Source organism: Candidatus Pelagibacter giovannonii (assembly GCF_012276695.1).
GTDB lineage: Bacteria > Pseudomonadota > Alphaproteobacteria > Pelagibacterales > Pelagibacteraceae > Pelagibacter > Pelagibacter giovannonii.
On sequence record NZ_CP038852.1, the window covers coordinates 473115 to 499724 of the forward strand.

Below are 26610 nucleotides of genomic sequence, written 5' to 3' on the forward strand. Positions count from 1 at the left end.
TATTCTCAATTTGTTTTTTGATCAAAATTACTAATAAATATAATAATTCATTAATATTAATATGTGCAATTAACTAACAGGGTAAAAATGAAAGAAAATAAAAATGAAAATACTTTGTGTTTTGTACGACGATCCAAAAACTGGCATGCCAAAGAGCTATGCTTTAGACAAACTTCCTAAAATAGATAAATATCCAGATGGAATGACTCTTCCCTCACCAAAAGGTAGAGATTTTAATGAAGGTGAATTACTTGGCTGTGTTTCAGGTGAATTAGGACTAAGAAAATTTTTAGAGAGTAATGGTCATCAATTGGTTGTTACCTCTGATAAAGATGGTGATGGATGCAGAGCAGATAAAGAACTAGTTGACTCTGACATTGTCATATCTCAACCTTTCTTTCCTTATTATTTAACAAGAGAAAAAATGGAGACTGCTCCTAATTTAAAAATGGCAATTACTGCTGGGATTGGTTCTGACCATGTAGACTTACAAGCAGCTATGGACCGTAAAGTTGATGTTGTTGAAGTAACTTACTGCAATTCAAGATCTGTTGCTGAACACATTGTTATGATGATTGTTTCTATGGTTAGAGATTATCACACACAATACGCAATCGTTAATAATGGTGGCTGGGATATAGCTGATGCTGTTCAAAGATCTTATGACGTTGAAGGTATGCATATTGGTACTGTTGCGGCTGGTAGAATTGGCTTAGATGCTCTAAGAAAAATGAAACCATTTGATGTACATCTTCATTATTTTGATCGTCATAGGTTACCTGATACTGTTGAAAAAGAATTAAATTTAACCTTTCATGAGTCAGTTGAATCTATGGTTGAGGTGTGTGATGTTGTGACAATAAACTGTCCACTACACCCAGAAACAGAACATCTATTTGATGAAAAAATGATTAATAAAATGAAAAAAGGAGCTTACATAGTTAATACTGCTAGGGGCAAAATCTGTGATAAAGATGCAATTGCTGCTGCTCTTAAATCTGGTCAGTTAAGTGGTTATGCAGGTGATGTCTGGTTTCCACAACCAGCTCCTAATGATCATCCTTGGAGAACAATGCCTCATCATGGCATGACGCCTCATACTTCAGGTACTTCTCTCTCTGCTCAAACAAGATATGCGGATGGTGTAAGGGAAATCTTAGAGTGCTTTTTTGATAAAAAAGAAATCAGAAATCAATATCTAATTGTTCAAAATGGAGAACTTGCAGGAATGGGTGCTCACTCATACAGTAAAGGAACTGCTACTGATGGTTCAGAAGAAGCTGCTAAATATAAAAAAAAATAAGTCTATTTAATAAAAAGCGATTTATATCTTTTATAAATCGCTTTTTTAAAGAAAACCCACATAAGCGTTAAGAAAAGTTAATATTTTCATTCTTTCATATTTTATAAGTTAAAATATACTGACTGAATGAATTCTGATTATAAAGTTTTTAAATTTAAAAATAACACATTGAATGAACTTAATGATCAAATTTCTGTTGAAGAGCCCCTAGAAATTATAATCAAATTTAAAGATAAAGATAAATGGATAGAGAATACTATATCTATTACTATGCGAACACCTGGTGATGATGAGGATTTAGTAAGAGGATTTCTTTTTAATGAAAGGGTAATTGAAAAAGTTGAATATATTGAAAAAATTGAAAGTAGTGGAAAACCTACTGATCAATATGGTATTAAAAATAAAATTACTGTAACAATTAATAATTCTGAAAATATTGATATTGATAAAATAAAAAGAAATTTTTTAACAAACTCTTCCTGTGGTGTTTGTGGAAAAACTTCCTTAGATTCATTAGAAATTATTAAAAAAGATAAAATCTTAAAGTCTATTCCAAAAATTACAAAAGAAACTATTATGTCATCACCAGATAAACTTCGGCAAAATCAGTCAGAATTTTCTAAAACTGGAGGGATTCATGCAAGTGGATTATTTACGGCTAAGGGTGATATTGTGGCTATCAAGGAAGATGTTGGAAGACATAATGCTTTAGATAAATTGATAGGTCATGCTCTTGATCAAAAATTACTTAATACAAATACTCAATTTTTGACATGCTCTGGGAGACTTAATTTTGACCTCGTTCAGAAGGCTCTAATGGCAAACATAGGTGTACTTATAGGAGTGGGTGCGCCAACAAGTCTTGCTATAGATTTAGCAAATAGATTTGATATGACATTAGTTGGTTTTGTCAAAGGTGATAGCTTCAATATTTACAGTAGTAGTGAAAGAATTAAATAGATATTTGAGGTCAGTATTTTTTTTATATATATTATTTAATAATATTAAATATTATTAAATTCATTTTAAACTTCTAGAATTTTTAGAATAATTGTAATAAAAATTTAAGATCATTAAAAAGGGTAAAGAGTAAAGGGTAAAATTGTCAAAAAACATAAGTAATCTATCAGGTAGAGTTGGTCTAAAAAAAAATCTTTTTGAAAAGATTTCTGAAAGATCATTAAATTCTAAAGACGCAAGTGGTATTAAAGAAATAGCTAATGAATATCATATGGGCGTATCCACTATTCATGGTGCAGAAAGTTTTTATGAATTTTTAAGGCCATCTCATAGAGCAAAGAAAGCCTTTGTTTGTAATGGAAGTGCTTGCATGTGTTCTGGAACACAAGAACCTTTAAAGAAAAAATTAAAAGAAAAATTAGGTGATGACAAGGTTGGTGAAATGTTTTGTCTTGGTCACTGTTATGAAAATAAAGCGTTTCATTATGATGGTGAAAACTATGCTGGGAATGACATTGATAAAATTGATGAAATAATTAAAGGAGAAAAGATTGAACAAGAAAAATTTTTCTCTAAAAGTTTTGCTTCAACTAGTTTTTTAATGGATGATAAGCTTTCAAACTTAGATCAATTTAAAGATGTTTTAAATAAATTTATCAATACAGATAAACAAGAAATTATAAAATCATTACTAGATTCAAATTTAACAGGTAGAGGTGGTGCTGGCTTTCCAGCTGGAATGAAATGGGATTTTTGTAGAAAAGCTCCCTCTGAAAAAAAATATGTTATCTGTAATGCTGATGAAGGTGACTCTGGTGCATTCTCCGATAGGTACTTATTAGAAGATCAACCACTTAAAGTTTTATTTGGAATGATTATTTGTGGATATGTAATTGGAAGCGATGAAGGTGTTTTATATATTAGAGGAGAATATCCAAAATCTATTGAAGCTATAAATGGATGTATTAATTCTTTAAAAAAAGAAGGATTATTAGGTGAAAATATTCTTGGAACAAATTTTTCTTTTGATCTTAATATTTGTATAGGACAAGGAGCATACATATGTGGAGAAGAAACTGCTTTAATAGCCTCAATCGAAGGACGTAGAGCTGAAGTAGATGTTAGGCCTCCCTTCCCTGTTACTGAAGGACTTTATAAAAAACCAACTGTTGTTAACAATGTTGAAACTCTAGCTGCGGCTACCGGTATACTTATCAATGGAGCAGAAAAATTTGCTGCAATTGGTAATAAAAAATCTGCAGGAACAAAATTAGTTTGTTTTGATAGTTTTTTTAATAATCCAGGTGTTTATGAAGTTGAAATGGGAACTCCAATGAAAAAAGTTTTAAATGATATTGGTGGTGGATTTAAAGAGCCTATTAAAGCATTACAAATTGGAGGACCATTAGGTGGGGTTATTCCAATTTCTGAAATAGAAAAATTAAATCTAGATTTTCAAGAATTTACTGCTGCTGGTTTCATGTTGGGACACGCAAGTATAGTAAGTATTCCAAAAGATTTCCCAATGGTCGAATATATTCATCATTTATTTGAATTCACAGCCGAAGAATCATGTGGAAAATGCTTCCCAGGTAGACTTGGTTCTTACCGTGGTAAAGAAATGTTTGATCAAGCAAAGAATAAAACTGCTAAAATTCCATTAAAGCTATTAAATGAACTCCTAGTAACAATGAAAAAAGGCTGTTTATGTGCTTTATGTGGCGCAATACCCACTCCTATCATGAACATACTAAAATATTTTGGTGATGAAATGAAGGATGATATGGTGAAAGATAATTAATGAGCTCAGAAAAAAGAAAAATTGCATATATAGATGGTAAGCCATATGAAATTGGTCCTAACCATACTTCTGTTTTAAAATTTGTAGAAAGCTATCTTGGTGAAAAAAAGGTTCCTGCTTTATGTAACGATCCAAACTTAGCACCTTATGGAGCTTGTAGAGTTTGTTCGGTTGAGATTGCTTTAGTTAAAGATGGTCCAACTAAAGTTGTAGCCTCATGTCATACACCGGTAGGTGAAAACCAACATATTTTTACAAACAATGAAAATTTAACGGCTTTAAGAAAAAATATTGTTGAACTAGTTTTAACCGACCATCCAATGGAGTGTGGAACTTGTGAGGTTAATAATAACTGTGAACTTCAAGATGTTGCTAATGATTTAGGCATCTCAGATCATAGATATAATGTTCCAAAACAACATAAAGGTATTCCAAGAGACACCTCTCATGATTACATGAGAATGAATTTGGATAACTGCATTAATTGTGGAAGATGTGTCAGAGCTTGTGATGAAATTCAAGGTTCATTTGTTTTAACAATGAGTGGAAGAGGATTTGAGTCTAAGATTACAACAGACAATGATGCATTATTTGGTGACTCGTCTTGTGTATCTTGTGGAGCTTGTGCACACACTTGCCCAACAGATGCCATCTCAGATGTATATCAATCTAAATCAGTTGCTGTTGATGAAAAAGTAAGAACAACTTGTTCTTATTGTGGAGTTGGTTGTAATTTAGAGGCTTCAATTAAAGATAATAAAGTTGTTGCAATTTCTACTCCTAAAGAATCTGAAGTTAACGCAGGTCACACTTGTATTAAAGGAAGATATGCTTTTGGATTTTATGATCATCCTGACAGATTAAAAACTCCTTTAATTAAAAGGAATGGAAAGTTTGAAGAAGCATCATGGGATGAGGCATATGATTTTATTAAAAAAGAATTAAATAGAATTACCAAAGCTAATGGACCAGATGCAGTTGCAGGTATTTCTTCAGCAAGATGTACTAATGAAGAAAATTATGTTTTCCAAAAAATGATTAGAGCAGCAATAGGAACTAATAATATTGATTGCTGTGCAAGAATTTGTCATTCACCTACGGCGTGGGGAATGCAACAAACATTTGGAACTGGAGCAGCTACAAATTCTACAGAAGATATTTACCATGCAGATTTATTTATGGTGATCGGAGCAAATCCAACAAATGCTCACCCTGTTACTGGTGCTAAAATTAAGCAACAAGTAATGAAGGGTAAAAAATTAATTGTATTAGATCCAATTACTACTGAGCTTGCTAAACTTGCTGATTATCATATTAAACTTAGACCAGGAACAAATGTAGCCATATTAAATATGATGTTGCATTATATATTGAAAGCAAACCTTTATGACAAAGACTTTGTCAGAGATAGAACTGAAGGTTTTGCAAATTTCATTAAAGAAATTGAGAGACAAGATATGGATCATTTAGCAAAAGTTGCTGGTGTTGATAAACAGTTAGTTAAAGAAGCTGCAATTGCTTATGCAACAGCTAAAAACTCCATGGAATTCCATGGTTTAGGTGTTACAGAACAAGAGCAAGGATCTAAAACGGTAATGTTAATTGCTGATCTTGCCATGATTACAGGAAATATTGGTAGAAGAGGTGTTGGTGTTAATCCATTGAGAGGACAAAATAATGTTCAAGGTGCAGCTGATATGGGCTGTCAACCCCATCAAGGAGCTGGTTACTTTGAAGTGGCTGATGAAAAAGTTCAAAATTTCTACACTGAAAAATATGGAGTAGTACACCCAACAAAACAAGGACTAAAAATTCCAGAAATGTTTGATGGGGCAATTAATAAAGATGTGAAAGCTGTCTGGATCATTGGAGAAGACATAGTTCAAACAGATCCTAATAGTGCCCACGTAATAGATGCTATGAATTCACTTGAGCTATTAGTTGTACAAGAAATTTTTATGAGTGAGACAGCAAAACTTGCGACAGTAGTATTACCTGGAACAACTTTCTTAGAAAAAAATGGAACTTTTACTAATACAGAAAGAAGAATTCAAAGAGTTAACCGAGCCGTACCTCCTTTACCTGGTACAAAAACAGATGGAACAATTGTAACAGACATGATGCAAAAATTAGGCTTTGATCAACCTGAATATGATGCTGATCAAGTTCTTGCAGAAATAGCTGACGTGGTTCCTTTCTTTAAAGGTGTAACAAGAGAAAGACTTGGTAAAATGGGATTACAGTGGCCAGTACAAGAAGATGGAACAGATACTCAAATTTTACACCAAGAAACATTTAAATTAGGAAAAGGACAACTTAAAAATTTCGATTGGAAAGAATCTAATGAGATAGCTGAGAATAAAAAAGATTATCCATTAATTTTAACAACTAGTAGAGTTCTTCAACATTATAATGCTGCTACTATGACAAGACGTACTAAAAATATTAATATAGTTTCTGAAGATTTATTACTAGTTCACCCTAATGATGCTAAAAAAAGAGAATTAAATACTGGTGATATTGGTAGACTTTATTCTGGCAGAGGTGAGGTAGCTTTAAAAGTTGAGGTTACTGATAAAGTTAAAGAAGGAATTGTATTTACAACATTCCACTTCCCAGAACATATGGTTAACATGGTAACTGGTCATGGAAAAGATGAAGAGACAATGTGTGCAGAATACAAAGTTTCTTCTGTAGAAATTCAAAAGATATCCAATCAATTTAAAACTGTTGTTGAGCCTAAAGAAAATCAAGCAGAACTTTCATAATTACTAATATTTTAATACGTGCTTTAAAAAATTATAAAGTTTATAATTTTAAAAATGACTAATTCAAATATAGATATTGATAAGGCAGGATGGTCGTTTGATAACACATATGCAAAACTACCTGAAGATTTTTTAGTAAAACAAACCCCAATTCCAGTAAAATCTCCAGAAATTATAATTTTAAATAAAGATCTCTCCAAAGATTTAGGTTTAGATTTTACAAATATTAAAGAAGAGAATTTATCTCAACTATTTTCTGGAAATTTATTGCCAACAGGTTCAGAGTCAATCGCACAAGCATATGCAGGACATCAATTTGGACATTTTACAATGTTAGGTGATGGGCGAGCTGTTCTTATGGGTGAACACGTATCAAAAAATGGTGATAGACATGACATTCAGTTTAAAGGGTCAGGAAAAACACCATTTTCAAGAAGTGGTGATGGACGAGCAGCACTTGGTCCAATGCTCAGAGAATATATTATTAGCGAAGCAATGCATGAGCTGGGGGTACCAACGACCAGAAGTTTAGCAGTTGTTAAAACTGGAGAAAATGTAATTAGAGAAATACATTTACCAGGTGCTATATTAACTAGAATTGCTGCTAGTCATATCCGTGTAGGAACTTTTCAATATATTGCAGCCACTCAAAAAGAACAAAATTTAAAAGTCCTGTTTGATTACGTAATCAATCGACACTATCCCAATATAAAAAATTCTAAAAACCAAGCCTTGGATTTGTTGAAAACAATAATGAATGTTCAAATTAATTTAGTTATTAACTGGATGCGTATTGGCTTCATTCATGGTGTGATGAACACTGACAATGTATCGATTTGTGGTGAAACAATTGATTACGGTCCATGTGCTTTTATGGATACTTATAATCCAGATACAATCTTTAGTTCAATTGATCAACAAGCAAGATATTCATTCTCAAATCAACCAAAAATTATTAAATGGAATTTAGCAAGATTTGCAGAGTGTATCATAACACTTATAGACGACAACAAAGACAAGGCTGTAGAAATTGCAACTGAAGTAATTAATTCATTTGAAAGGATATATGAAGAAAAATGGCTGAACATGATGCGGGATAAATTAGGGTTATTTGGTGAACATATAAATGATCAAATTTTAATTACGGAACTTCTAAAATGGATGGACAAAAATAAAGCTGATTACACTAATACTTTTTGTTTTTTAATGAACGAAAAATTTTCAGACAATGAAATTTATAATGATGAAAACTTTCTTATTTGGAAAAAAAGATGGAAAGACCGCTTAGAATTAAATAACAACAATCAAGAAAAGTATTTAAAACTGATGCATTCAGTAAACCCAATAATTATTCCTAGAAATCATAAAGTTGAAGAAGCTTTAACCGCTGCAAACAATGGTGATTTAGAAGTTATGAATAAATTATTAGCTGTTTTAAAAAAACCATACGAAAGTCAAAATAGTATTATTGATTTTCAGTCTCCTGCACCGTCTAGTGATAAAGCTTATCAAACATTTTGTGGAACTTGATCTTTAGATTTATTTAAAAGCGATAATATTTAAACTGATTGGAAAACCATAAGGTTTATAATTACTTGTATCTTCAAATATATTGAAATTTATTACTTTTTCAGTTTTTGTAAATTTAGCCTTTTCAAGAGCAGACTTTAAAAAACCAAAATTCCAACCAAAATAATGAAAATCATAATCATCAGTTTGACCTCCAAAGATCATTCTTAATACATGCATTTTTATTTCACCTTCAGTTTTTCCAATTTTAGTAGCATAATCTTTTAGTGGCATTAAAAAAAATTTAAATAAAACATCTATATCTGGAACTGACACATAAAACTTTCCACCTGCTTTTAAAACTCTATTTATTCCACTTAAAGTACTTATAATTTTTTTTTGTGGTACATGCTCAAAAACATGACTAGCATAAATTTCATCAATTGACTCTTTTTCAAATTGACTTAAATCAGAAATATCACCAATAAAATCTACACCTTCTTTATTTTGAATATTTAATATTTTCCATCCATCTTTTTGAATTTTACCACCAATATGAAGTTTCATAAAAAACTATACCATTTTTTATAAAAATTTATAATACATATGGTTCTGGTCTTGCATTATTATCAAGAACTCTTTCAACAGAAAAATCACTTATATCAATTGTTTGATAAGATCCCGTAGAAATTAATTCAGTTAATGCTCTTCCTATTCCAGGGGCTTGCATTAATCCTCTGCCTGTAAATCCTGAGGCCATATAAACATTTTCATACTTAGGGTGCTTGCCAACTACCGCATTATTATCCAATTTATTACAATCATAATAACCGGCCCATCCACCAGTTAATTTTAATTTTTCAAAAGCAGGAATTCTTTGTGCTAATGCAGGCCATACTAATTCTTCAAAATCATTCCAAGCTGGTTCTAAATCAGTAGCTTCAAATACTGAGTTAGGTGAACCTGCCAAATACTCTCCACCTTCAGGTCTCCAGTAAACACCGGTTGTTAAATCTCCTGTTAACGGCATTTCTTTAATATATTTAGGGCATTTAACTCTAAAAACTGTATGTTTTTGAGGAACTACCGGGATATCCTTTAATAATTCTTTAGTCCAACATCCTGCAGCAGATATAATTGTTTTAGCTTTAATATCAGAGATGCTTTTCACTTCACCTTTAATAAATTCTGCACCTAATTCAATTGCTTTACTCTTTAAGGCGCCATGAAACATAAAAGGATCAATCCATCCTTCACTTTGGTTGTCTGTATAAGTTGCTGTTTCGATACCCTCACTGTTTATATAAGGAAATATTTTTGATAGTTCAGAACCTTTGATGTTTTTAGTTCCAGCATCACAAGCTTCATGATTTTTTAGGGCTTTATATTGTTCCTCAGCATGCTCTGGACCAAACATTAATAAATAGCCGTTTGTAACCATGCTTGCTGTAGGGTTTGGATTTTTTTCAGTTTTTAATAGTTCTGGAATCTGAAAAATAAATTCTCTTGCAAATTTTCCTAATAAAATATTTTCTTTTTGAAAAAACTGCCTTCTAAATCCTCCAAGTGATAATGGAAAAGAAGCTGTTTTATAAGTCGGGTCTCTTTCTATAACTTTAACTTTTCTACCTTCTTTAGATAAAAAATACGCTGTAGCAGTCCCTATTATTCCACCACCAACTATTACAACATCGTCCATAATTTATTTTAATTTAATATGATTAAACTTACATTTAGCAGTAATGCAAAGAGACACCAAAGTAAATAAGGAATCATTAAGTAATAACTGTACAAGTTGACACGCTTAAATCTAATTATGAGAATGATTATCAATAATATTAGAATTACTAATACAATTAGAGATAAAATAATTTTATGAAAAACAAAAAAAACTATACTCCAAGTTGTATTAAAAATTAAATGAATAAAGTAGATATAAATAGTGTTCATGTCTCTGTTTTTACTATGCCAAAATTTCCAGATAGCAATTGTCATAAAAAAATAAAGCGTAGTCCAAACTGGTGCAAAAATCCAATCTGGTGGATTAAACGAAGGTTTGATGAGTAAAGAATACCATGGTTCTTTAAAACCTACTGTAGCTAAACCTCCTATTGCAGATGCAGAAAAAGTTACAAGAGCAAATAATAAAAAAGATAAGAATTTGTTTTTTAACATAATTCTATTATACAATAGAATATGGAAGAAAAAAAAGTTATTTGGATAACTGGTGCAAGCAGTGGAATAGGTAAAGCTCTTGCAATCAAATTTGCGGAAAATGGGTGGATGGTTGCTGCATCTGCAAGACGCGAAAATTTATTAAATGAACTAAAAAAAAATAATCAAAATATATTTCCTTTTCCTTTAGATGTTACTGAAATTGATGCATGTAAATCAGTTGCAAAAGATATAATCAAACAATTTGATAATATTGATATATGCGTATTTGGTACTGGCATGCATGATCCAAAATCAGAGAAAAAATTTAATTTAGATAAAATAAGAGAAATAATGGAAGTTAATTATTTTGGAACCATGAATTCAATTAATTCAATCTATGATTATTTTTCTGAGAAAAAAAATGGCCAAATATCTATAATTTCTTCTGTTGCTGGCTATAGAGGATTGCCTGCAGCTGGTGCATATTGTGCTTCAAAATCAGCACTTACCAGCTTTGCTGAAAGCTTAAACTTTGATATGAGAATAAAGAATGTTCGTGTTTCGTTAATCAGCCCCGGTTTCATAAAAACACCTATGACTGATCAAAATGATTTTCCAATGCCCATGATCAAAACTCCAGAATTTGCTGCAGATGAAATTTATAAAGGATTAGTAATCAAAAAAAGTTTTGAAATACATTTCCCAAAAGCTTTTACTTATTTTTTAAAATTTCTTCAAATGCTACCTAGCAGTTTATATTTTAAGTTAGTTGCTAGAGGTATGAAGAAGATTGATTATTAATTTTTTTTAAAGAAAACTGTCAACTCACCAACTTTAAATCCAAACTTTGTAAGTGTGGCTCGATTAATTGCAACATCTTCATCCTGTTTAAAAATCCAATCATCAAAAGAAACTTTAATATTCTTTCCTTTAAATGGGACCATTAAATCATATTCAAATTTAAAAGCTGATCCATATTGATAACCTTTAGCTGTACCCACGACATCAGGGGCAGTACCTTCATAATAATTTTGATCAATCTTTTTGATTTTCCATATCCGATTTTGCTTTTCTCCGTCTGTCCAATAAAAATCTTCTTTAAGAGTTAAAATATCTTCCTCAAAACTACCTGTCATATCAGCTTTAAACTGTCTAGTGACCTTACCACTACGGTCTTGTAATAGACCCCATGCTTTAACCGGACCATTAAAGTATTGCTCTATAGTCATAGTTGGTTCAGTATTTTTGAAATCAGTTGGCTTCATAGAGTTATTGTTTATACAACTTGCTGTAAAGAATAAAGAAATTATTAACACAGTTAATCTAATGGTTTTAAAGTTTATCATGTCGCTCCTATTGTTATTTATTTTGCAGTGAAAATTGAATTAAGTCTATATTTTTTGATTTAAAACCAGCTTCACAATATGAAAGGTAAAATTCCCACATTCTTTTAAATTTTAAATCAAAGCCTTGTTTTTTAATTAAGTCCCATTTTTTATTAAATATTTCTCTCCAAATAATCAAAGTCTCAGAGTAATGGTTGGCATATGAATTATACTCACTAAATTTTAATCCATTTTTATCTACATAATTTTGCAATTCACCTTTTGAAGGCAAAAAGCCACCTGGGAAAATATACTGTTGTATAAAGTCTTTTTTATTTTTATATCTATGAAATAAACTATCATCGATAGTTATGGCCTGAATACCCACCGTACCTGATGGTGTTAGATTATTTTTAATCGTATTAAAATAACTGTCTAAATAGTTTTGACCTACAGCCTCAATCATTTCTATTGATGCAATATGATCATATTTATCTTTTAAATCTCTATAATCTTTAATTTGAATATTTACTTTTTCATTAAGTCCACATCGATGAATTCTCTCTTTAGCAAATTCAAATTGTTTTTTGGAAATAGTAATACAATCTAATTTAACATCATAATTGGTACCTAAATACTCAGCAAAACCACCCCAACCACAACCAATTTCTAAAATTTTATTACCATTTGTAGGCTTTATTAGATCTATTAATTTTTGATATTTATTGTTCTGAGCTTCAAAAAGTTCTTGTTTGGGGCTTTCAAATATAGCACTGGAATAAGTTAAAGTTTTATCAAGCCATAATGAAAAAAAGTCATTTCCTAAATCATAATGCTTAGCAATATTTTCTTTACTTCTATTTTTAGTATTTTTAATAATTTTATTTTTAATAAAATTGATAAAAGGTAAATCGAATATTCCAGAAAATTTATAAATGGTTTTTATATTCTTTGCTGTTAACTCGATCAAATCAGAAAGATTATTTGTTGTAAAAAAATCTTTCATATAAGATTCTCCCAAACCAATACTTCCACTTTTAATCAAATTATAATTGAGACTTTCATCTTTAATTTCTAAAAAAACTTTTAAAGCTTCATCAGGGTTGCCAAACTTTAAAACTTCACCATTTACTTTTTTAATTTCAAGAAAACCATATTTAATACTTTTTAACGCATTAAATACAATCAAATCTGAAATTTTATAAATTAACATTAGTTTTCGATAGTAATATTATTCTTAATCTTTATTTTTTTTTTTAAATTTAATTCCTTTTGTCCATAATTTAAATGCCTCATAATGTATCGCTAGAATGATTTTGAATGTCATTAATGGATGTTTTAAGTAAGATTTAAGTAGATTTCTATTATTCAATTCACTTTTAATACCATCCTGTGAAGCATATAATACTTTACCAACTGGATCATTCAGATCAATTATTAGAGATATTTTATTACCAGGCTTTAAAAGTCTAAAAAAGTAAATACAATTCATTTCAATAAATGGCGATACATGAAATTTTTTCTTACACACATGTTGAATCAGATTTTGGTCTTTTTCAGTTTTAAAAATATAAACATGTTGCTCACCAAATGTGTTTTTTACTTCATATAAAATAGATATCAGATCAAAATTTTTGTCATATACATAAAAAACACTTAGCGGATTAAACACATAACCAAATATTCTTGGATAACATAAAAGTTTAATATGAACATCGTTAGTATCAATATTATTTTTTTTAAGATTATCTAAAACCCAGTCCTTAAGAGAGCTGCCATCTCTTGCTCCATGGTCTTTATCAAAGAAACTAATAATATTTAATTTATTGTATGAAAATATCTTTAAGGTTTTGTGTAATAAATCTATTTCTGATAAATCTATAAGTAGTGAAAATACATTGTAATTAAAACTATGAATTTTGGGCTTAAATCTTTTATGAATTACATTTCCTGTATAAATATAAGAATTTTTAATCATTAAGTGTTTTTAGCATATCAATAGAAGACTTTATTCCATCCTCATGAAAACCATAACCAAAATAACTGCCACAAAATAAAATATTTTTTTTATTTTGAATTTTATGCAGGTTACTTTGATTATTTAATGCTTCTGTATCGTAATAAGGGTGAGTAAATGCTACTTTTTTAAATATCTTATTATTTGGAATTTCTTTAAATGGATTTATTGTTAAAAAAATATCTCTATCTATCTTTAAATTTTGTAGCTGGTTTATCCAATATGTTACAGCTGTCCTTTCATTATTTGCTGAATCCATAGAAGAATTCCAAGCACACCATGCTTTTTTATTTTTAGGCATAACACTTTCATCAAAATGTATTACTGCAGTGTTTGCTCTATATTTAAATTTCTTTAATATTATCTCTTCATCTAGCGTTGGATTATCAATTATCTTCAATGCTTCATCTGCGTGGGTTGCTATTACAACTTTATCATAATCAAAGAACTCATTTTCCTCTCCATAAAAAATTTTAGCACCTAAATCATTTCTGGTAATTTTATTTATATTGTAATTCTTAAAATGTTCACCACTAACTTGACCTATTATTTTATCAACATAAGTTTTGCTCCGATTTGTAACCGTAAACCATTGAGGTCTATCTTTAATTTTAAACAGCCCGTGATTCTTGAAAAAACTTAGAAAAAAAGATAATGGCATTTGTTTTGCTTCATATGGTGGCATCGACCATATTGCAGATACCATTGGTATAATATGATAATTAATAAAATAATCTGAAATTTTTATTTCTGTTAAATACTCCCCTAATGTTATTGAACTAATTTTTTTAATTTCTATTTTTTCACATTTTTTATAAAAGCTTAAAATTTCAAAAAACATTTTTAAAAATTTTGGATTAAATAAATTTTTTTTATTGGAAAAAATTCCACTTAATCCTTTTCCACAATATTCTAAACCACTATTTTCTACAGTAACAGAAAATGACATATCACTTTTTTCAATCTCTATTTTATTTTCTAAAAAAAAATTAATCAAATTTGGATAAGTTTGCTTGTTAAAAACCATAAATCCAATATCTATTGGAATTTCTTTATTAAGGTTGTAAGCAACTTTTATTGTATTTGCATGACCCCCAAATTGATTTTCTTTTTCAAATAAATCAACTTTATGTTTTTTAGATAGGTAATAAGCAGCACTTAATCCTGATATACCCGCACCTACTACAGCAATTTTCATCTTAGTAAATATCTAAGCTGCTGTGTCTTCGTACTCTTCCATAGATGGGCATGTGCAAAACAAGTTTTTATCTCCATAAACATTATCTACTCTACCAACTGGAGGCCAATATTTATTTGTTCTTAAAAACTCCGAAGGATAAGCAGCCTCTTCTCTTTCATACTTATGATCCCACTTATTGGATGTTAATTCAACGTGAGTATGTGGCGCATTCTTCAATGGGTTGTCAGTCTTGTCATATTCACCAGACTGAATTTTATCTATTTCTTGTTTTATCTTTATAAGAGTAGAACAAAACTTGTCAATTTCACTCAAACTTTCACTTTCCGTAGGTTCAATCATCATTGTACCAGCAACAGGCCAAGACATTGTTGGAGCATGGTAGCCAAAATCAATCAATCGCTTTGCAATATCTTCCTCTGTGATCCCTGTTTCACTTTTTATCGTTCTAATATCAATGATACATTCATGAGCTACATTGCCACTTTTACCCTTATATAAAATTGGAAAAGAGTCTTTTAATTTATGTGCAATGTAATTTGCATTTAGTATTGCAACTTGTGATGCTTTTCTTAAACCTTCTGAACCCATCATCTTTATATACATCCATGAAATCGATAAAATACTGGAGCTGCCCCAAGGAGCTGCAGATACTGCTCCCATTCCAGTCACTGGGCCACAATCTTTTATCACAGAATGTTTTGGCAAAAATATTTCTAAATGTTTTTTACACGCTATTGGTCCCATACCTGGTCCACCACCACCATGGGGTATACAAAATGTTTTATGCAAATTTATATGACAAACATCTGGTCCAAAATTTCCTGGTTTGGCAATACCTACTAATGCATTTAAATTTGCTCCATCCATGTAAACTTGCCCACCATGATTATGAATTAATTCACAAATGTCAGTTATTTTTTCCTCAAAAACACCATGTGTTGAAGGGTAAGTGACCATAAGGGCAGCTAAATTTTCTGAATGTTCTTCAGCTTTATTTTTTAAATCTTCATAATCTACGTTTCCATGTTGATCACATTTCACAACAACTACTTTCATACCAACCATTTGAGCGCTAGCAGGGTTTGTGCCATGTGCAGAGCTTGGAATTAAACAAACATTACGATTTGTTTCACCATTTTTTTCATGAAATTTACGTATTACCATTAGACCAGCAAACTCTCCTTGAGCACCAGCATTTGGTTGCAATGAAACTCCAGAAAATCCAGTAATTGATCTCAACCAGTTTTTTAAATCTGTAAATAATTCCCTATAACCATCCATTTGCTCTACAGGAGAAAAAGGATGTGGCTGTGAAAATTCTTTCCAAGTAACTGGTATCATTTCTGAAACTGCATTAAGCTTCATAGTGCACGAGCCTAAAGCAATCATGGATTTATTTAGGGCAATGTCAGAGTCTTCTAATTTTTTTAGATAACGTAGCATTTCTGTTTCTGAATGGTATCTATTAAAAACTGGATGATCTAAATAAGTTGAAGTTCTTAATAAATTTTTAGGAATATTAGACAAACTTTCATTCATAGATTCTTTAATTGTTTCTGAACAATTAAAAATTTTTAATAATTGATTTGCTCTATAAAGATTTTTTCTTTCATCAAAAGACACTGCTAACATTTCAGAATTTACTTTTCTGATATTTACTCCTTGATCTAAAGCATTTTTATATATCTTCTCTGTTTTATCTAGAGTTTTTATTGTTACCGTATCAAAAAAATCATTTGAATAAAGTTCATAACCAGATTGTTTTAGTTTATCTGCAAAATTTTTAGTCAGTTGAGAAACACTTTCTGCAATCTTTTTAATACCTTGTGGACCGTGATAGACAGCATAAGCTGCAGAGACTATTGCTAATAATGCTTGTGCGGTACAAATATTACTCGTGGCTTTATCTCTTCTTATATGCTGCTCTCTTGTTTGAAGTGCAAGTCTGTATGCTTTTTTTCCATGCTTATCTACTGAAACGCCAACTATTCTACCTGGCATTGATCTTTTATACTCATCTTTTGTAGCAAAAAATGCTGCGTGCGGGCCACCATAACCCATTGGAATTCCAAAACGTTGTGAACTACCGACTGCAATATCAGCACCTAACTCAGCAGGTGTTTTTAGTTTAGCAAGTGCTAACAAATCACATGCAAGAACTGCTTTTCCATTATGTTTATGTATTTTACTAATAGCCTCACTTGGGTCTTTTATATCTCCAAGGGTGCCAGGGTATTGAATAATACCACATATAATATCTTCTTTAATATCTTTATCTTCGTCACCAACTATTATTTCTAAACCTAAAGGTTCAGCTCTTGTTTTAATAACATCAATAGTTTGAGGGTGACAATTTTTTGAAACAAAAACTTTTTTAGATTCAGACTTAGATATTCTATAGCTTAATCCCATAGCTTCTGCTGCTGCTGTTCCTTCATCTAAAAGAGAGGCATTAGCAATATCCATTCCCGTAAAGTCAATTATCATTTGTTGAAAATTTAATAACATTTCCAATCTTCCTTGTGCTACTTCTGGCTGGTAGGGAGTATAAGAAGTATACCATCCTGGATTTTCTAAAATATTTCTAAGTATTACATAGGGAGTATAAGTTCCATAATAACCCATTCCTATAAAGCTAGAATAAATCTTATTTTTTTTAGAAATATCTTTTAATTTTCTAAGTGCTTTATATTCAGAGTTTGGATCACCAATATCTAAATCATCTTTGAGAAGAATTTTTTCTGGTACAGTATCTTTTATTAAATCATCAAGATTTTGATAGCCCAACTCTTTAAGCATAACATTTTGTTCATCAACAGATGGACCTATGTGTCTTTGTATAAAATCTTTTTGAGCATTCTTTAACATTTAACTACCACTTTCTTTTGAAAATTTTTCGTATTCTTCTTTATTCATTAATGAATCCATTTCAGACTTATCAGTAATTTTTAATTTAAAAAACCATGCTTCATTTTCTGGATCAGAATTAACTTTTGCAGGATCATCAACAATGGCTTGGTTATTTTCGATAATTTCTCCAGATACAGGAGTATAAATATCACTTGCAGCTTTTGTTGATTCTACAACTCCAGCATTGCCATCTTTAACTACAGAGGACCCTATTTCTGGTAACTCTACAAAAACAATATCTCCTAGCATTTCGGTTGCGTGTTGTGTAATTCCTACAATGGCAGTGTCTCCATCTACCTTTATCCACTCGTGTTCTTTAGAATATTTTACTTCACTCATTTACTAGCTCCTTTCACATAACTTTTTTTATAAAATGGCAAATTACTTATAATTGCTGGATATTTTTTTCCTCTCACTTCTAAAAAAACCTTAGTATCATTTTTAGAAAATGAATTTTCTACATAACCCATTGCAACTGGAGCCTGAACACTCGGACCAAAAGTTCCACTTGTAATTTCCCCAATATTTTTATCATCTTCACTAAATATTGAAGTTTTTTCTCGAGCTATAATTCTTCCTTCTGGCTTAATACCCACACGGATCTTGCTTACCCCTTTCTCGATTTGAGATTTAATTTTTTCATATCCAATAAATCCACCCTCAAGAATTCTATTTTTTGATATTGCCCATTTTAAATTAGCTTCTATTGGGCTTTTATTGATATCCATGTCGTGACCATATAAACAAAGCCCCGCCTCTAATCTCAAAGTATCTCTAGCACCTAATCCAATTAAACTAGCCCCTTCATCTATGAGTTTTTGTACAAATACTTCTGCATCTTCATTTTTTATTGATATCTCAAATCCATCCTCACCTGTATAACCAGATCTTGTAATATAAATATTTTCTTTAAGATAATTAAATGTACCACCATTCATAAATTTTAGATCTGATACTCCATTGATTATCTTTTCTAATATTTGGACTGCTTTTGGCCCCTGTATTGCTATAAGAGATAATTCTTCACTTAAAATCATTTCATACTTATTTTCTAATAATTTAGATAAAAGTTTAAAATCTGTATTCTTACAAGCAGCATTTAATACAATGTTAAAACCGCCTTCAACTTTAGTGATAATCAAATCATCGTAAATTCCTGCTTCTTCATTCATTAAAAAACTATATTTTGACTGATTTAATTTAGCATTACTCAATTCTGCTGGAAAAATTTTTTCAAGATTTTTTGCTAATGTGTCATCTCCTTTAATGAATAACTGACCCATATGAGACACATCAAAGATGCCTGCATTTTCTCTTGTACTTTTATGTTCCTCAATAATTCCTGTAGAATATTGAATTGGCATTTGATAGCCAGCAAATGGAACAAATTTAGCTCCATGCTTTTGATGTAAATTGTAAAGTGCTGTCTTTATATTTTCCATATTAACTTACTGTACCCATCTGTATGTTTGCCTGAGAGTTTTATTCCTTCGGCGAGAACTTAATCTCTTTCCAGAGTTAATATGTTACGGTCCTTTTGCCTGAGAGATTCCTGGGTGGTTGCTCCTTCGGCGCTACGATAGTTTGTAGTCTCTCCCGTATTTGAGAATAATCTACCAGATGTATGTCAGAGTCAATTAATAATTTTTTCTTTTTTATCAGACAAAAGCAACGATGAAAACTGAAGCAAAACAGCAAATAGAATAATTGCACCTCCAATTAATGTAAATAATGATGCCCGTTCACCTGCAAATAGAAAAGCCCAAAAGGGCCCTAAAACAGATTCGGATAGCATAATTACTCCAACCATTGCTGAAGGAGTGCTACGAGCACCGATGGTAATGAATATAAAACCAAAACCAACTTGAAAAAAGCCTGCTAAGAAACCTAAAAATATATCATTAGGTGAAACCATTAAATTATGTGAATAGTAAATACATACACTTAACCCTATTAAGCAAGAGCTTACTCCAGCAACAAATTGAGCAGGAATCATGTCTACTGTAGGAAATTTTCTTACAATCATGATTAAGACCGCAAATGTGATAGGCATTGTAAATGCAGCTAAATTTCCTGAAAGGTTACCTGGTCTAAGATCATTACCAACCATTAAGGTAACTCCTGTTATTGCTAATATTATTGAAACTAGAGTTATTGTTGAAATTTTTTCTTTTAAAAATAAGTAACCAAAAATTGCAAGAAATAAAATTTGTAATGAGATTATAAAATTAGTATTTGCAACTGATGTGTTAGACATTGCATATACATAACCGCAAAATCCGAATGACAATACAATACCCCCAAAAAAACCTGGTAATCCCGATTTATAGAAAGAGCTTAAAGTTTTCTTTTTATAAGTAATTATTAAAAAAGCTAAGACTGTAAGCGTAAAAAATAAAGATCTCCAAAAAAGAATTTGCCACTCTGTAGAACCTTCAAATTTTTTTACAATAAGCCCACCAAAACTTAAACTTAAAGCACCCATAAAAATCAGTAATGGACCTGGAATTTTATTAATTACATTCATTTAAATATCTATTTGTATCTTCTGTGTATGCTTTAAATATATTCTGAGCTTCTTCAAGACTTACTTCCTTAAAGTTTATTTTTGTTCCAGGAGTTAATTGTCCAACTAAATCAAGATCAGCAGTAATAACTACACCGATCTTTGGATATCCTCCGACTGTTCCATGATCCGACATCATTATTATTGGATTACCGTCAGCAGGTACCTGAATAACTCCTCTAACTAAACCTTCTGATTTGATGTTGGTATTTTTTATATTTTCTAATTTAGGACCTTTTAATCTTATACCCATTCTATCAACAAGGTTTGTGATTAAAAAATCTTCATTAAAAAATTTGTCTATTGCATCCTTAGAAAAATAGTCAAAATTTGTACCTTTAATAATTCTAATGATACTGTCAGTAGAATAATCAAAATTTATTTTTTTGTTTATTGGGCTTTTGATATCAATTTTTTTAATAAAAATTTTATCATTTAACGAATATTTTTTTCCATTATTTGGTCCAATATTTGCTTTAGTATTTATGGAATAACTGCCCCAGGTTTTTTCTACATCAAAGCCATCATTAACAGCTAAGTATCCATACGTAGAATTTTTGGTTGATATTATATCTATTTGATCTTCTTCATCTAAAAAATAGCTTTTATAACACTCACCTTCTTCAACCTCTAAATTCTTTCTAATAATTTTAAAAAAAATATCACCAGATATTGCAAAATTAATTTTTCCATTCCTTAATTTTAAAAGAGGGCCTTGGTATGCAAACTCTAATACAGGCTCATCTAATTGATTTTCAACTAGTCTATTTGATAATATATAATTTCTTTGGTCAATTGCACCGCTTACTGCAATACCAACATGATATAAATGATTTCTACCTTTGTCTTGAATGGTAGTATTAACTCCAGCCCTTAAAATCTCAAAATATGCTTTATTCATTCCAATTTAAATATTCTTCTTTTGTTATTTGATAAAAACTTACTTTATCACCTGGATTAACTAAAGCTGGTTGAACTAAATTTTTATCATCAAAAATTTTCTTTGGGGTGTTACCAATAATATTCCAACCACCAGGGCTTTCAAAAGTATAAATATTTGCAAATTGTTCTGTTATTCCTACCGATCCTTTAGGCATCTTTAATCTCGGTGTTTCTAATCGATCACATCTAATATTTTCATTAAGATCTCCTAAAAAAGGCATTCCAGCAATAAAACCAGTCATATAACAAAAATATTCTTTACCAAAATACATTTCTAATATTTTATCTTTATCTATATTCAATTTTTTAATTAGCCTTAAAAAATCTAATCCATACTCATCGTCACAACAAACTGGAATCTTAATTTTTTGATTATTGTTTTTAATATCTCTTTTAATAGTTAAGCCTTCTATAAAATATTTAATTTTTTTATAGTTAGTTATAGCTAAATCAAAACTAATGATTAATTTATTATAAGAGGGTGTTAAGTTAGTTATACCTTCAATCTTTTTATCTTTTATTAATTTTGATATATGGTGAAAGTAATCTATGACGCTTGAATTTATTGTTTCATTAACTTCTGAGCCAAAATCACAATATACGGCTGCATCACCAAGATTTGATATATTTTTAACCATGCCATGTTATACTCCAGACTAAAGAGTATGGAAATTAATATCAATTGTGATTTAGGAGAAAAATCTAAGTTTCATTCTATCAAGAATGATCCAGAATTACTTAATATTGTAAATTCTGCCAACATTGCATGTGGCTACCATGCGGGAGATGAACAAACAATGGATATGGTTATTCAAATTTCAAAAAAAAATGGTGTTAGTTTGGGTGCTCATCCTTCTTTTAATGATCCTGAAAACTTTGGAAGAAAAAGAATGAATTTAAATTCTTTAGAAATAAAAAAACTAATCTTTGAACAATATGAAATATTACAAAAAATTGCTCAAAATTATAATGAAAATGTTACTCATATTAAGCCACATGGGGCACTTAATAATATGGCTTGTGAAGACCTGGAATTAGCTACAACTCTAGCAGTGGCCATTAAAGAGATTAATAAAGATATCATTTATCTTGTCCCAACTGGTTCGCAAATGGAAGTTGCTGCTAAGAAAAATAGTTTAAGAATAGCTTGTGAAATTTTTGCAGATAGAAATTATGAAGATAATGGAAACTTAATTTCTAGAAGTAAACCAAATGCTTTAATCACTGACCCTGAATTAGCAAAGAAACATGTGTTGAGCATGGTTAAAAATCAGGCAATAAATTGTCTCAGTGGTAAACAGATACCTTGTGAGATTGACTCGGTTTGTATACATGGTGATAATGAAAGCTCATTGGCAACTGCTAAATCTATCAGGGATAATTTGATTGATAATGGGTTAAAACTAAAACCTTTAAATAAAATGGATAAATTTAATTAAAATATGAAAAAACTTATTTATACTTTACTAATAATAATAGCACTTACTAATAATTCATTTTCTGCAGGGAGTAGCAGTGATAACGATTCTACTCCAAAAGTGTCAAACTATGCAAAGGCAAAAAATTTAATTAAAGCTGCCAAGAAATATGAAAAAAAAGGTAAAACTGAAAAAGCACAAAAAAGATATGCAAAAGCACAAAAGCTTCTTTTAAAATCTAATGATGAAAAACCATTACAGGCAGATACTTTAAATTATTTGGGTTTTACTACTAGAAAACTTGGGGATTATGAAGGAGGTGAAAAATTTTACTTACAAGGCTTACAAATTGAGCCCAATCATAATGGAATAAATGAGTACCTTGGTGAACTTTATGTAGCCACTAATAGAATGGATATGGCTAAAGAAAGACTAGAAGTTTTGAAAACTTGTAACTGTGAAGAATATGACGAACTAAAAGAAATAATTGAAGGTACTAAAAAATCTAAATATTAAATTTATGCTCAATATTCAAAATCCAATTGAAGCTAGAAAAATTATTAGAAAAAATGAGTACAAAGATCAAACAGCAGGAACTGCTAATAAATATGTACAAGGTAACCTTTGTATATTACCTAGCAAATATGCAATGGATTTTGCATCATTTTGTCAAAAAAATCCTAAACCATGTCCTCTAATAGGTTTTGGTACAAAAGGAGATCCGTCATTAAAAGATTTAGGGGATATTGATATTAGGACAGATGTTCCTCAATATAGAATATGGGAAAAAGGAAAAATTATTGATGAACCATATGACATCAAAAAATATTGGAATGAAGATTTAACGACATTTGTTTTGGGATGTTCTATGTCTTTTGAGCTACCATTAATTGAGGCGGGAATACCTATCCAACATATTGAAAATGATACTATTGTTCCAATGTATCGAACATCGATAGATTGTGAGCCAGCAGGTCAGTTCTCAGGAAAATTGGTTGTCTCTATGAGACCTTTAAATTCAAAAGATGCTATTAGATCAATTCAAATTAGTTCTAGGTTCCCAGCAGTTCATGGTGCTCCTATTCATTTAGGTGATCCATCAGAAATTGGAATAAAAGATATAATGAATCCTGAATATGGTGATCCTCCTAAGACATTTAAGAACAATGAAATTCCTGTGTTTTGGGCATGTGGAGTAACGCCTCAATCTGTTTTACAAGATTCAAAACCTGACTTTTGTATCACGCATGCTCCGGGAAAAATGCTTATTACGGATAAATTAAATAATGACTTGGCAGCTTTATAACTAGCTTCCTAAAAAAACCTTCTTAACTTTTTCGTTATTAATTAATTCATTAGATTTACCACTAATGACTAATCTTCCACTTTCAAGAACATAGCCTCTATCAGCCATGCTTAGTGCCAATCTTACATTTTGTTCAACAAAAAGAATTGATATTCCTTCACTAACCACATTTTTAAATATCTTTATCAAATCTTTTACTACTAGAGGTGATAATCCTAAAAATGGTTCATCTACCATTAAAAGTTTTGGAAGTCCCATCAAGCCTCTTGCTATAGCAAGCATTTGCTGTTCTCCACCAGACATAGTGTGAGCTAACTGGCTTGATCTAGATTCTAGTTTTGGAAAAATCTTATAAACTTTAGATAAAGAACCACTCAATTCCTCTTTTGCTTTAGGATGCCAAGCACCAAGAATAAGGTTTTGCATAACAGTAAGGTATGGAAATACTCTTCGTCTCTCAAGAACATGAGAAATTCCCAATTCAGTTCTTTTAAAGGTTGGGATTTCAGAAATTAGATTATTTTTAAAATGTATACTTCCATTTTTATGGCTAACTAAGTTACTGATTGTATTTAAAATTGTACTTTTACCAGATCCATTAGGTCCTAAAAGAGCGACCATTTCTCCATTATCTACATTTATTGATACATCCCAAATAACTTGAAAATCATCATATAAAACATCAATATTTTTTATATCAAGTAGCATCAACAGTTCCTAAATATGAGTCAATTACTTCTTCATTTTGTTGAATTTCTTTTGGTGTTCCGTAAGCAATTCTTTTACCCTGATCTAGCGCTAGAATATTGTCCGAAATTTCCATTATAATATTAATATTATGTTCAATGGTAATTATTGTTACACCAGATTTTTTAAGTTTTTTAATTAACTCAACTAAACCTGGGATAGTTTTTTGATCAACACCTCCTGTAACTTCGTCCATTAATAATAGTTTTGGTTCAATTGCCATTGCTCTTGCCATTTCTAATCTTTTTCTTTGACCTGTTGAAAGCTCTCTAGCAAAATGATGTCTCTTTTCTATAAGATCAACAAAATCTATTATTTCTAAAGCTTTATCCCTTGCCTTTTTAATATTGTCTTCTTTCACAAATGAGCCAATCATTACATTTTCTAATAATGTTTGATCTGCAAAAGGTTTTAGTTTTTGAAAAGTTCTTCCAACACCTAGACTGCTAATTTTGTCAGGACTTAAACCTGATATATCCTTATTAAAGAAACTAACTTTACCATTATCAGTTTTTGTATAACCAGTAATTAAATCAAACAAAGTAGATTTGCCCGCACCATTGGGTCCTATAACTCCCAAAATAGTGCCTTCTGCAACATCAAAAGAAATATCATTATTGGCTTTTATGCCCCCAAAAGATCTACTTAAATTTTCTACAGATAAAATCTTCATCTTTGTTTTTTTCTTTCTAAAATATTTTTTGGAAAAAAAGATATGAGCCCTTCTGGTCTAAAGATACAAATTAGCATTAGAATTAAACCATAAAGAATTAAATCTACAGCCCCTCCTGTTCCACCTAAATAAATTCTAGAATATTCTGAAATTGGAATAAGAATAGCTGCACCCACAATAGGCCCCCAAACATTTCCAATTCCACCAAGGACCGTGATCAATAAAACAATAATTGAAATTTCTATATTAAATACTCTATCTGGATCAATAATAAGTATGTACTGAGCAAATAAACTTCCCATTGGTGCCATTATCATTGCTGAGATTACATAGGCTATGATTTTATAATTAGAAACATTTATACATAAGCTTAGCGCTGCCTGTGGATCATCTCTTACAGCTCTTAATCTGTATCCTAATTTTGATCTACTTAAGAGCCATACTAAATAAAATGTAATTATAAAAAATACTAAAAAAATATAATAGTAAGGCATTTTACTACTATGAAATTGAAGAGCCAACAAAGAATCTTCTGAAGTCATAGGAACCCATACTCCTGATGCAGCACCTACCCACTCCCATCTTTGAAATATAATTTGAAAACTAATTCCAATTAATAAGGTGGCAATTGCAAAATAATGTCCACTTAGTCTTAACATTGGGATGCCAATTAAAACCGCAGCAATTCCTGAAACAATCATTCCAAGAAAAATACTTATCCATGGAGATATACCATACTGAACATAAAGAAACGATGTTGCATAAGCTCCAATTCCAAAAAAAGCTCCATGGCCTAAACTGATTTGTCCTGAAAAACCTGCAATTACATTCCATGACTGAGCCATAACTGCATGCATAAAGATCATTATCATTAAATGAAGGTAGAAAGAATTCAACCCAAAATGAGGCAAAGCAAATAGCAATACAATAAAACCTCCAATTAAAGATATAATTCTTTTATCTGTATTCCAGAGAGGTTCGGATTTAGCTATTAATAATTTATCCAT

26 protein-coding genes and 1 riboswitch are annotated in these 26610 nt (G+C 30.5%); of the genes, 10 read left to right on the plus strand and 16 right to left on the minus strand.

Annotated features, from left to right (window positions below; genetic code table 11):
* Positions 1-103: 103 nt before the first annotated feature.
* The 5 genes from E5R92_RS02695 (at position 104) to E5R92_RS02715 (ending at position 8362) form a co-directional block, all read left to right on the plus strand.
* Entirely contained in the window at positions 104-1303 is a 1200-nt protein-coding gene (locus tag E5R92_RS02695; protein ID WP_168606570.1) for an NAD-dependent formate dehydrogenase, read from the plus strand.
* 126 nt (positions 1304-1429) lie between these two features.
* Entirely contained in the window at positions 1430-2263 is an 834-nt protein-coding gene (fdhD, locus tag E5R92_RS02700; RefSeq protein WP_168606571.1) for a formate dehydrogenase accessory sulfurtransferase FdhD, read from the plus strand.
* Between the two features lie 142 nt (positions 2264-2405).
* Positions 2406-4064: an NADH-ubiquinone oxidoreductase-F iron-sulfur binding region domain-containing protein gene (locus E5R92_RS02705; protein WP_168606572.1), complete on the plus strand. Its 1659-nt coding sequence runs from the start codon at positions 2406-2408 to the stop codon at positions 4062-4064.
* A complete protein-coding gene (fdhF, locus tag E5R92_RS02710; RefSeq protein WP_168606573.1) occupies positions 4064-6832 on the plus strand; it encodes a formate dehydrogenase subunit alpha in 2769 nt (922 codons plus the stop codon). The genes E5R92_RS02705 and fdhF overlap by 1 nt, the downstream gene beginning before the upstream one ends.
* Positions 6833-6886: 54 nt before the next feature.
* Complete coding sequence (locus E5R92_RS02715; RefSeq protein WP_168606574.1) at positions 6887-8362, plus strand: protein adenylyltransferase SelO; 1476 nt, start codon at positions 6887-6889, stop codon at positions 8360-8362.
* Positions 8363-8371: 9 nt separating this feature from the next.
* Here the strand turns inward: E5R92_RS02715 and E5R92_RS02720 are convergent, their stop codons facing one another.
* Genes E5R92_RS02720 through E5R92_RS02730 form a run of 3 tightly spaced genes read right to left on the minus strand, consistent with a single transcriptional unit; the run spans position 8372 to position 10453 of the window.
* On the minus strand, positions 8372-8908 hold the full coding sequence (locus E5R92_RS02720; RefSeq protein ID WP_168606575.1) for a class I SAM-dependent methyltransferase: 537 nt from the start codon (positions 8906-8908) through the stop codon (positions 8372-8374).
* A 28-nt stretch (positions 8909-8936) separates the two neighbouring features.
* Positions 8937-10040: an NAD(P)/FAD-dependent oxidoreductase gene (locus E5R92_RS02725; protein WP_168606576.1), complete on the minus strand. Its 1104-nt coding sequence runs from the start codon at positions 10038-10040 to the stop codon at positions 8937-8939.
* Between the two features lie 8 nt (positions 10041-10048).
* The gene (locus E5R92_RS02730; RefSeq protein WP_229704577.1) at positions 10049-10453 is read right to left on the minus strand and encodes a TspO/MBR family protein; all 405 of its coding nucleotides are present in this window, start codon (positions 10451-10453) and stop codon (positions 10049-10051) included.
* Between E5R92_RS02730 and E5R92_RS07455 the strand changes: the two genes are divergently transcribed.
* Both E5R92_RS07455 and E5R92_RS02735 read left to right on the plus strand, forming a co-directional pair.
* Positions 10401-10565 carry a hypothetical protein gene (locus E5R92_RS07455; protein WP_229704579.1) on the plus strand — a complete coding sequence of 55 codons (165 nt, stop codon included), beginning with the start codon at positions 10401-10403 and terminating at the stop codon, positions 10563-10565. The genes E5R92_RS02730 and E5R92_RS07455 overlap by 53 nt on opposite strands.
* Positions 10538-11299 (plus strand): SDR family NAD(P)-dependent oxidoreductase, encoded by a 762-nt coding sequence (locus tag E5R92_RS02735; RefSeq protein ID WP_168606578.1) that lies wholly within the window; start codon positions 10538-10540, stop codon positions 11297-11299. Before E5R92_RS07455 ends, E5R92_RS02735 begins: the two co-directional genes overlap by 28 nt.
* Here the strand turns inward: E5R92_RS02735 and E5R92_RS02740 are convergent.
* The 10 genes from E5R92_RS02740 to E5R92_RS02785 form a co-directional block, all read right to left on the minus strand.
* Entirely contained in the window at positions 11296-11844 is a 549-nt protein-coding gene (locus tag E5R92_RS02740) for a DUF3833 domain-containing protein (protein WP_168606579.1), read from the minus strand. The genes E5R92_RS02735 and E5R92_RS02740 overlap by 4 nt on opposite strands.
* 13 nt (positions 11845-11857) lie before the next feature.
* On the minus strand, positions 11858-13036 hold the full coding sequence (locus tag E5R92_RS02745) for an SAM-dependent methyltransferase (protein WP_168606580.1): 1179 nt from the start codon (positions 13034-13036) through the stop codon (positions 11858-11860).
* A gap of 24 nt (positions 13037-13060) precedes the next feature.
* The gene (locus E5R92_RS02750) at positions 13061-13801 is read right to left on the minus strand and encodes a DUF1365 domain-containing protein (protein WP_229704559.1); all 741 of its coding nucleotides are present in this window, start codon (positions 13799-13801) and stop codon (positions 13061-13063) included.
* Positions 13794-15038 (minus strand): NAD(P)/FAD-dependent oxidoreductase, encoded by a 1245-nt coding sequence (locus tag E5R92_RS02755; RefSeq protein WP_168606581.1) that lies wholly within the window; start codon positions 15036-15038, stop codon positions 13794-13796. Before E5R92_RS02755 ends, E5R92_RS02750 begins: the two co-directional genes overlap by 8 nt.
* A 12-nt stretch (positions 15039-15050) precedes the next feature.
* Positions 15051-17909 (minus strand): aminomethyl-transferring glycine dehydrogenase, encoded by a 2859-nt coding sequence (gene gcvP, locus E5R92_RS02760; protein ID WP_168606582.1) that lies wholly within the window; start codon positions 17907-17909, stop codon positions 15051-15053.
* The gene (gcvH, locus tag E5R92_RS02765) at positions 17910-18290 is read right to left on the minus strand and encodes a glycine cleavage system protein GcvH (RefSeq protein WP_168606583.1); all 381 of its coding nucleotides are present in this window, start codon (positions 18288-18290) and stop codon (positions 17910-17912) included.
* Positions 18287-19393 carry a glycine cleavage system aminomethyltransferase GcvT gene (gcvT, locus tag E5R92_RS02770; protein WP_168606584.1) on the minus strand — a complete coding sequence of 369 codons (1107 nt, stop codon included), beginning with the start codon at positions 19391-19393 and terminating at the stop codon, positions 18287-18289. Before gcvT ends, gcvH begins: the two co-directional genes overlap by 4 nt.
* Positions 19394-19470: 77 nt before the next feature.
* Positions 19471-19560: riboswitch (glycine riboswitch) on the minus strand.
* 24 nt (positions 19561-19584) lie between these two features.
* Positions 19585-20478 carry a DMT family transporter gene (locus E5R92_RS02775; protein ID WP_168606585.1) on the minus strand — a complete coding sequence of 298 codons (894 nt, stop codon included), beginning with the start codon at positions 20476-20478 and terminating at the stop codon, positions 19585-19587.
* Positions 20465-21418: a 5-oxoprolinase subunit C family protein gene (locus E5R92_RS02780; protein ID WP_168606586.1), complete on the minus strand. Its 954-nt coding sequence runs from the start codon at positions 21416-21418 to the stop codon at positions 20465-20467. Before E5R92_RS02780 ends, E5R92_RS02775 begins: the two co-directional genes overlap by 14 nt.
* A complete protein-coding gene (locus tag E5R92_RS02785) occupies positions 21411-22097 on the minus strand; it encodes a 5-oxoprolinase subunit B family protein (protein ID WP_168606587.1) in 687 nt (228 codons plus the stop codon). Before E5R92_RS02785 ends, E5R92_RS02780 begins: the two co-directional genes overlap by 8 nt.
* 27 nt (positions 22098-22124) lie before the next feature.
* On the opposite strand from E5R92_RS02785, the gene E5R92_RS02790 reads away from it, so the two are divergent.
* From E5R92_RS02790 to E5R92_RS02800, 3 genes are read left to right on the plus strand one after another with little or no spacing between them, the layout of a single operon-like run.
* A complete protein-coding gene (locus E5R92_RS02790; RefSeq protein WP_229704560.1) occupies positions 22125-22898 on the plus strand; it encodes a 5-oxoprolinase subunit PxpA in 774 nt (257 codons plus the stop codon).
* Between the two features lie 3 nt (positions 22899-22901).
* The gene (locus tag E5R92_RS02795) at positions 22902-23393 is read left to right on the plus strand and encodes a tetratricopeptide repeat protein (RefSeq protein ID WP_168606589.1); all 492 of its coding nucleotides are present in this window, start codon (positions 22902-22904) and stop codon (positions 23391-23393) included.
* A 4-nt stretch (positions 23394-23397) separates the two neighbouring features.
* On the plus strand, positions 23398-24183 hold the full coding sequence (locus tag E5R92_RS02800) for a putative hydro-lyase (protein WP_168606590.1): 786 nt from the start codon (positions 23398-23400) through the stop codon (positions 24181-24183).
* On the opposite strand, the gene E5R92_RS02805 is transcribed toward E5R92_RS02800, so the two are convergent.
* Genes E5R92_RS02805 through E5R92_RS02815 form a run of 3 tightly spaced genes read right to left on the minus strand, consistent with a single transcriptional unit; the run spans position 24184 to position 26610 of the window.
* Positions 24184-24891, minus strand: a complete 708-nt coding sequence (locus tag E5R92_RS02805) for an ABC transporter ATP-binding protein (protein WP_168606591.1) — start codon at positions 24889-24891, stop codon at positions 24184-24186.
* On the minus strand, positions 24881-25603 hold the full coding sequence (locus E5R92_RS02810; RefSeq protein ID WP_168606592.1) for an ABC transporter ATP-binding protein: 723 nt from the start codon (positions 25601-25603) through the stop codon (positions 24881-24883). Before E5R92_RS02810 ends, E5R92_RS02805 begins: the two co-directional genes overlap by 11 nt.
* Positions 25600-26610 (minus strand): branched-chain amino acid ABC transporter permease, encoded by a 1011-nt coding sequence (locus E5R92_RS02815; RefSeq protein ID WP_168606593.1) that lies wholly within the window; start codon positions 26608-26610, stop codon positions 25600-25602. Before E5R92_RS02815 ends, E5R92_RS02810 begins: the two co-directional genes overlap by 4 nt.

Bases quoted from the DNA above. Each gene is read 5' to 3' on its own strand.
- E5R92_RS02695 (WP_168606570.1), top strand. From the start codon at position 104: ATGAAAATACTTTGTGTTTTGTACGACGATCCAAAAACTGGCATGCCA.
- fdhD (WP_168606571.1), top strand. From the start codon at position 1,430: ATGAATTCTGATTATAAAGTTTTTAAATTTAAAAATAACACATTGAAT.
- fdhF (WP_168606573.1), top strand. From the start codon at position 4,064: ATGAGCTCAGAAAAAAGAAAAATTGCATATATAGATGGTAAGCCATAT.
- E5R92_RS02715 (WP_168606574.1), top strand. From the start codon at position 6,887: ATGACTAATTCAAATATAGATATTGATAAGGCAGGATGGTCGTTTGAT.
- E5R92_RS02720 (WP_168606575.1), bottom strand. From the start codon at position 8,908: ATGAAACTTCATATTGGTGGTAAAATTCAAAAAGATGGATGGAAAATA.
- E5R92_RS02725 (WP_168606576.1), bottom strand. From the start codon at position 10,040: ATGGACGATGTTGTAATAGTTGGTGGTGGAATAATAGGGACTGCTACA.
- E5R92_RS07455 (WP_229704579.1), top strand. From the start codon at position 10,401: ATGAGTAAAGAATACCATGGTTCTTTAAAACCTACTGTAGCTAAACCT.
- E5R92_RS02735 (WP_168606578.1), top strand. From the start codon at position 10,538: ATGGAAGAAAAAAAAGTTATTTGGATAACTGGTGCAAGCAGTGGAATA.
- E5R92_RS02740 (WP_168606579.1), bottom strand. From the start codon at position 11,844: ATGATAAACTTTAAAACCATTAGATTAACTGTGTTAATAATTTCTTTA.
- E5R92_RS02745 (WP_168606580.1), bottom strand. From the start codon at position 13,036: ATGTTAATTTATAAAATTTCAGATTTGATTGTATTTAATGCGTTAAAA.
- E5R92_RS02750 (WP_229704559.1), bottom strand. From the start codon at position 13,801: ATGATTAAAAATTCTTATATTTATACAGGAAATGTAATTCATAAAAGA.
- E5R92_RS02755 (WP_168606581.1), bottom strand. From the start codon at position 15,038: ATGAAAATTGCTGTAGTAGGTGCGGGTATATCAGGATTAAGTGCTGCT.
- gcvP (WP_168606582.1), bottom strand. From the start codon at position 17,909: ATGTTAAAGAATGCTCAAAAAGATTTTATACAAAGACACATAGGTCCA.
- gcvH (WP_168606583.1), bottom strand. From the start codon at position 18,290: ATGAGTGAAGTAAAATATTCTAAAGAACACGAGTGGATAAAGGTAGAT.
- gcvT (WP_168606584.1), bottom strand. From the start codon at position 19,393: ATGGAAAATATAAAGACAGCACTTTACAATTTACATCAAAAGCATGGA.
- E5R92_RS02775 (WP_168606585.1), bottom strand. From the start codon at position 20,478: ATGAATGTAATTAATAAAATTCCAGGTCCATTACTGATTTTTATGGGT.
- E5R92_RS02780 (WP_168606586.1), bottom strand. From the start codon at position 21,418: ATGAATAAAGCATATTTTGAGATTTTAAGGGCTGGAGTTAATACTACC.
- E5R92_RS02785 (WP_168606587.1), bottom strand. From the start codon at position 22,097: ATGGTTAAAAATATATCAAATCTTGGTGATGCAGCCGTATATTGTGAT.
- E5R92_RS02790 (WP_229704560.1), top strand. From the start codon at position 22,125: ATGGAAATTAATATCAATTGTGATTTAGGAGAAAAATCTAAGTTTCAT.
- E5R92_RS02795 (WP_168606589.1), top strand. From the start codon at position 22,902: ATGAAAAAACTTATTTATACTTTACTAATAATAATAGCACTTACTAAT.
- E5R92_RS02800 (WP_168606590.1), top strand. From the start codon at position 23,398: ATGCTCAATATTCAAAATCCAATTGAAGCTAGAAAAATTATTAGAAAA.
- E5R92_RS02805 (WP_168606591.1), bottom strand. From the start codon at position 24,891: ATGCTACTTGATATAAAAAATATTGATGTTTTATATGATGATTTTCAA.
- E5R92_RS02810 (WP_168606592.1), bottom strand. From the start codon at position 25,603: ATGAAGATTTTATCTGTAGAAAATTTAAGTAGATCTTTTGGGGGCATA.
- E5R92_RS02815 (WP_168606593.1), bottom strand. From the start codon at position 26,610: ATGGATAAATTATTAATAGCTAAATCCGAACCTCTCTGGAATACAGAT.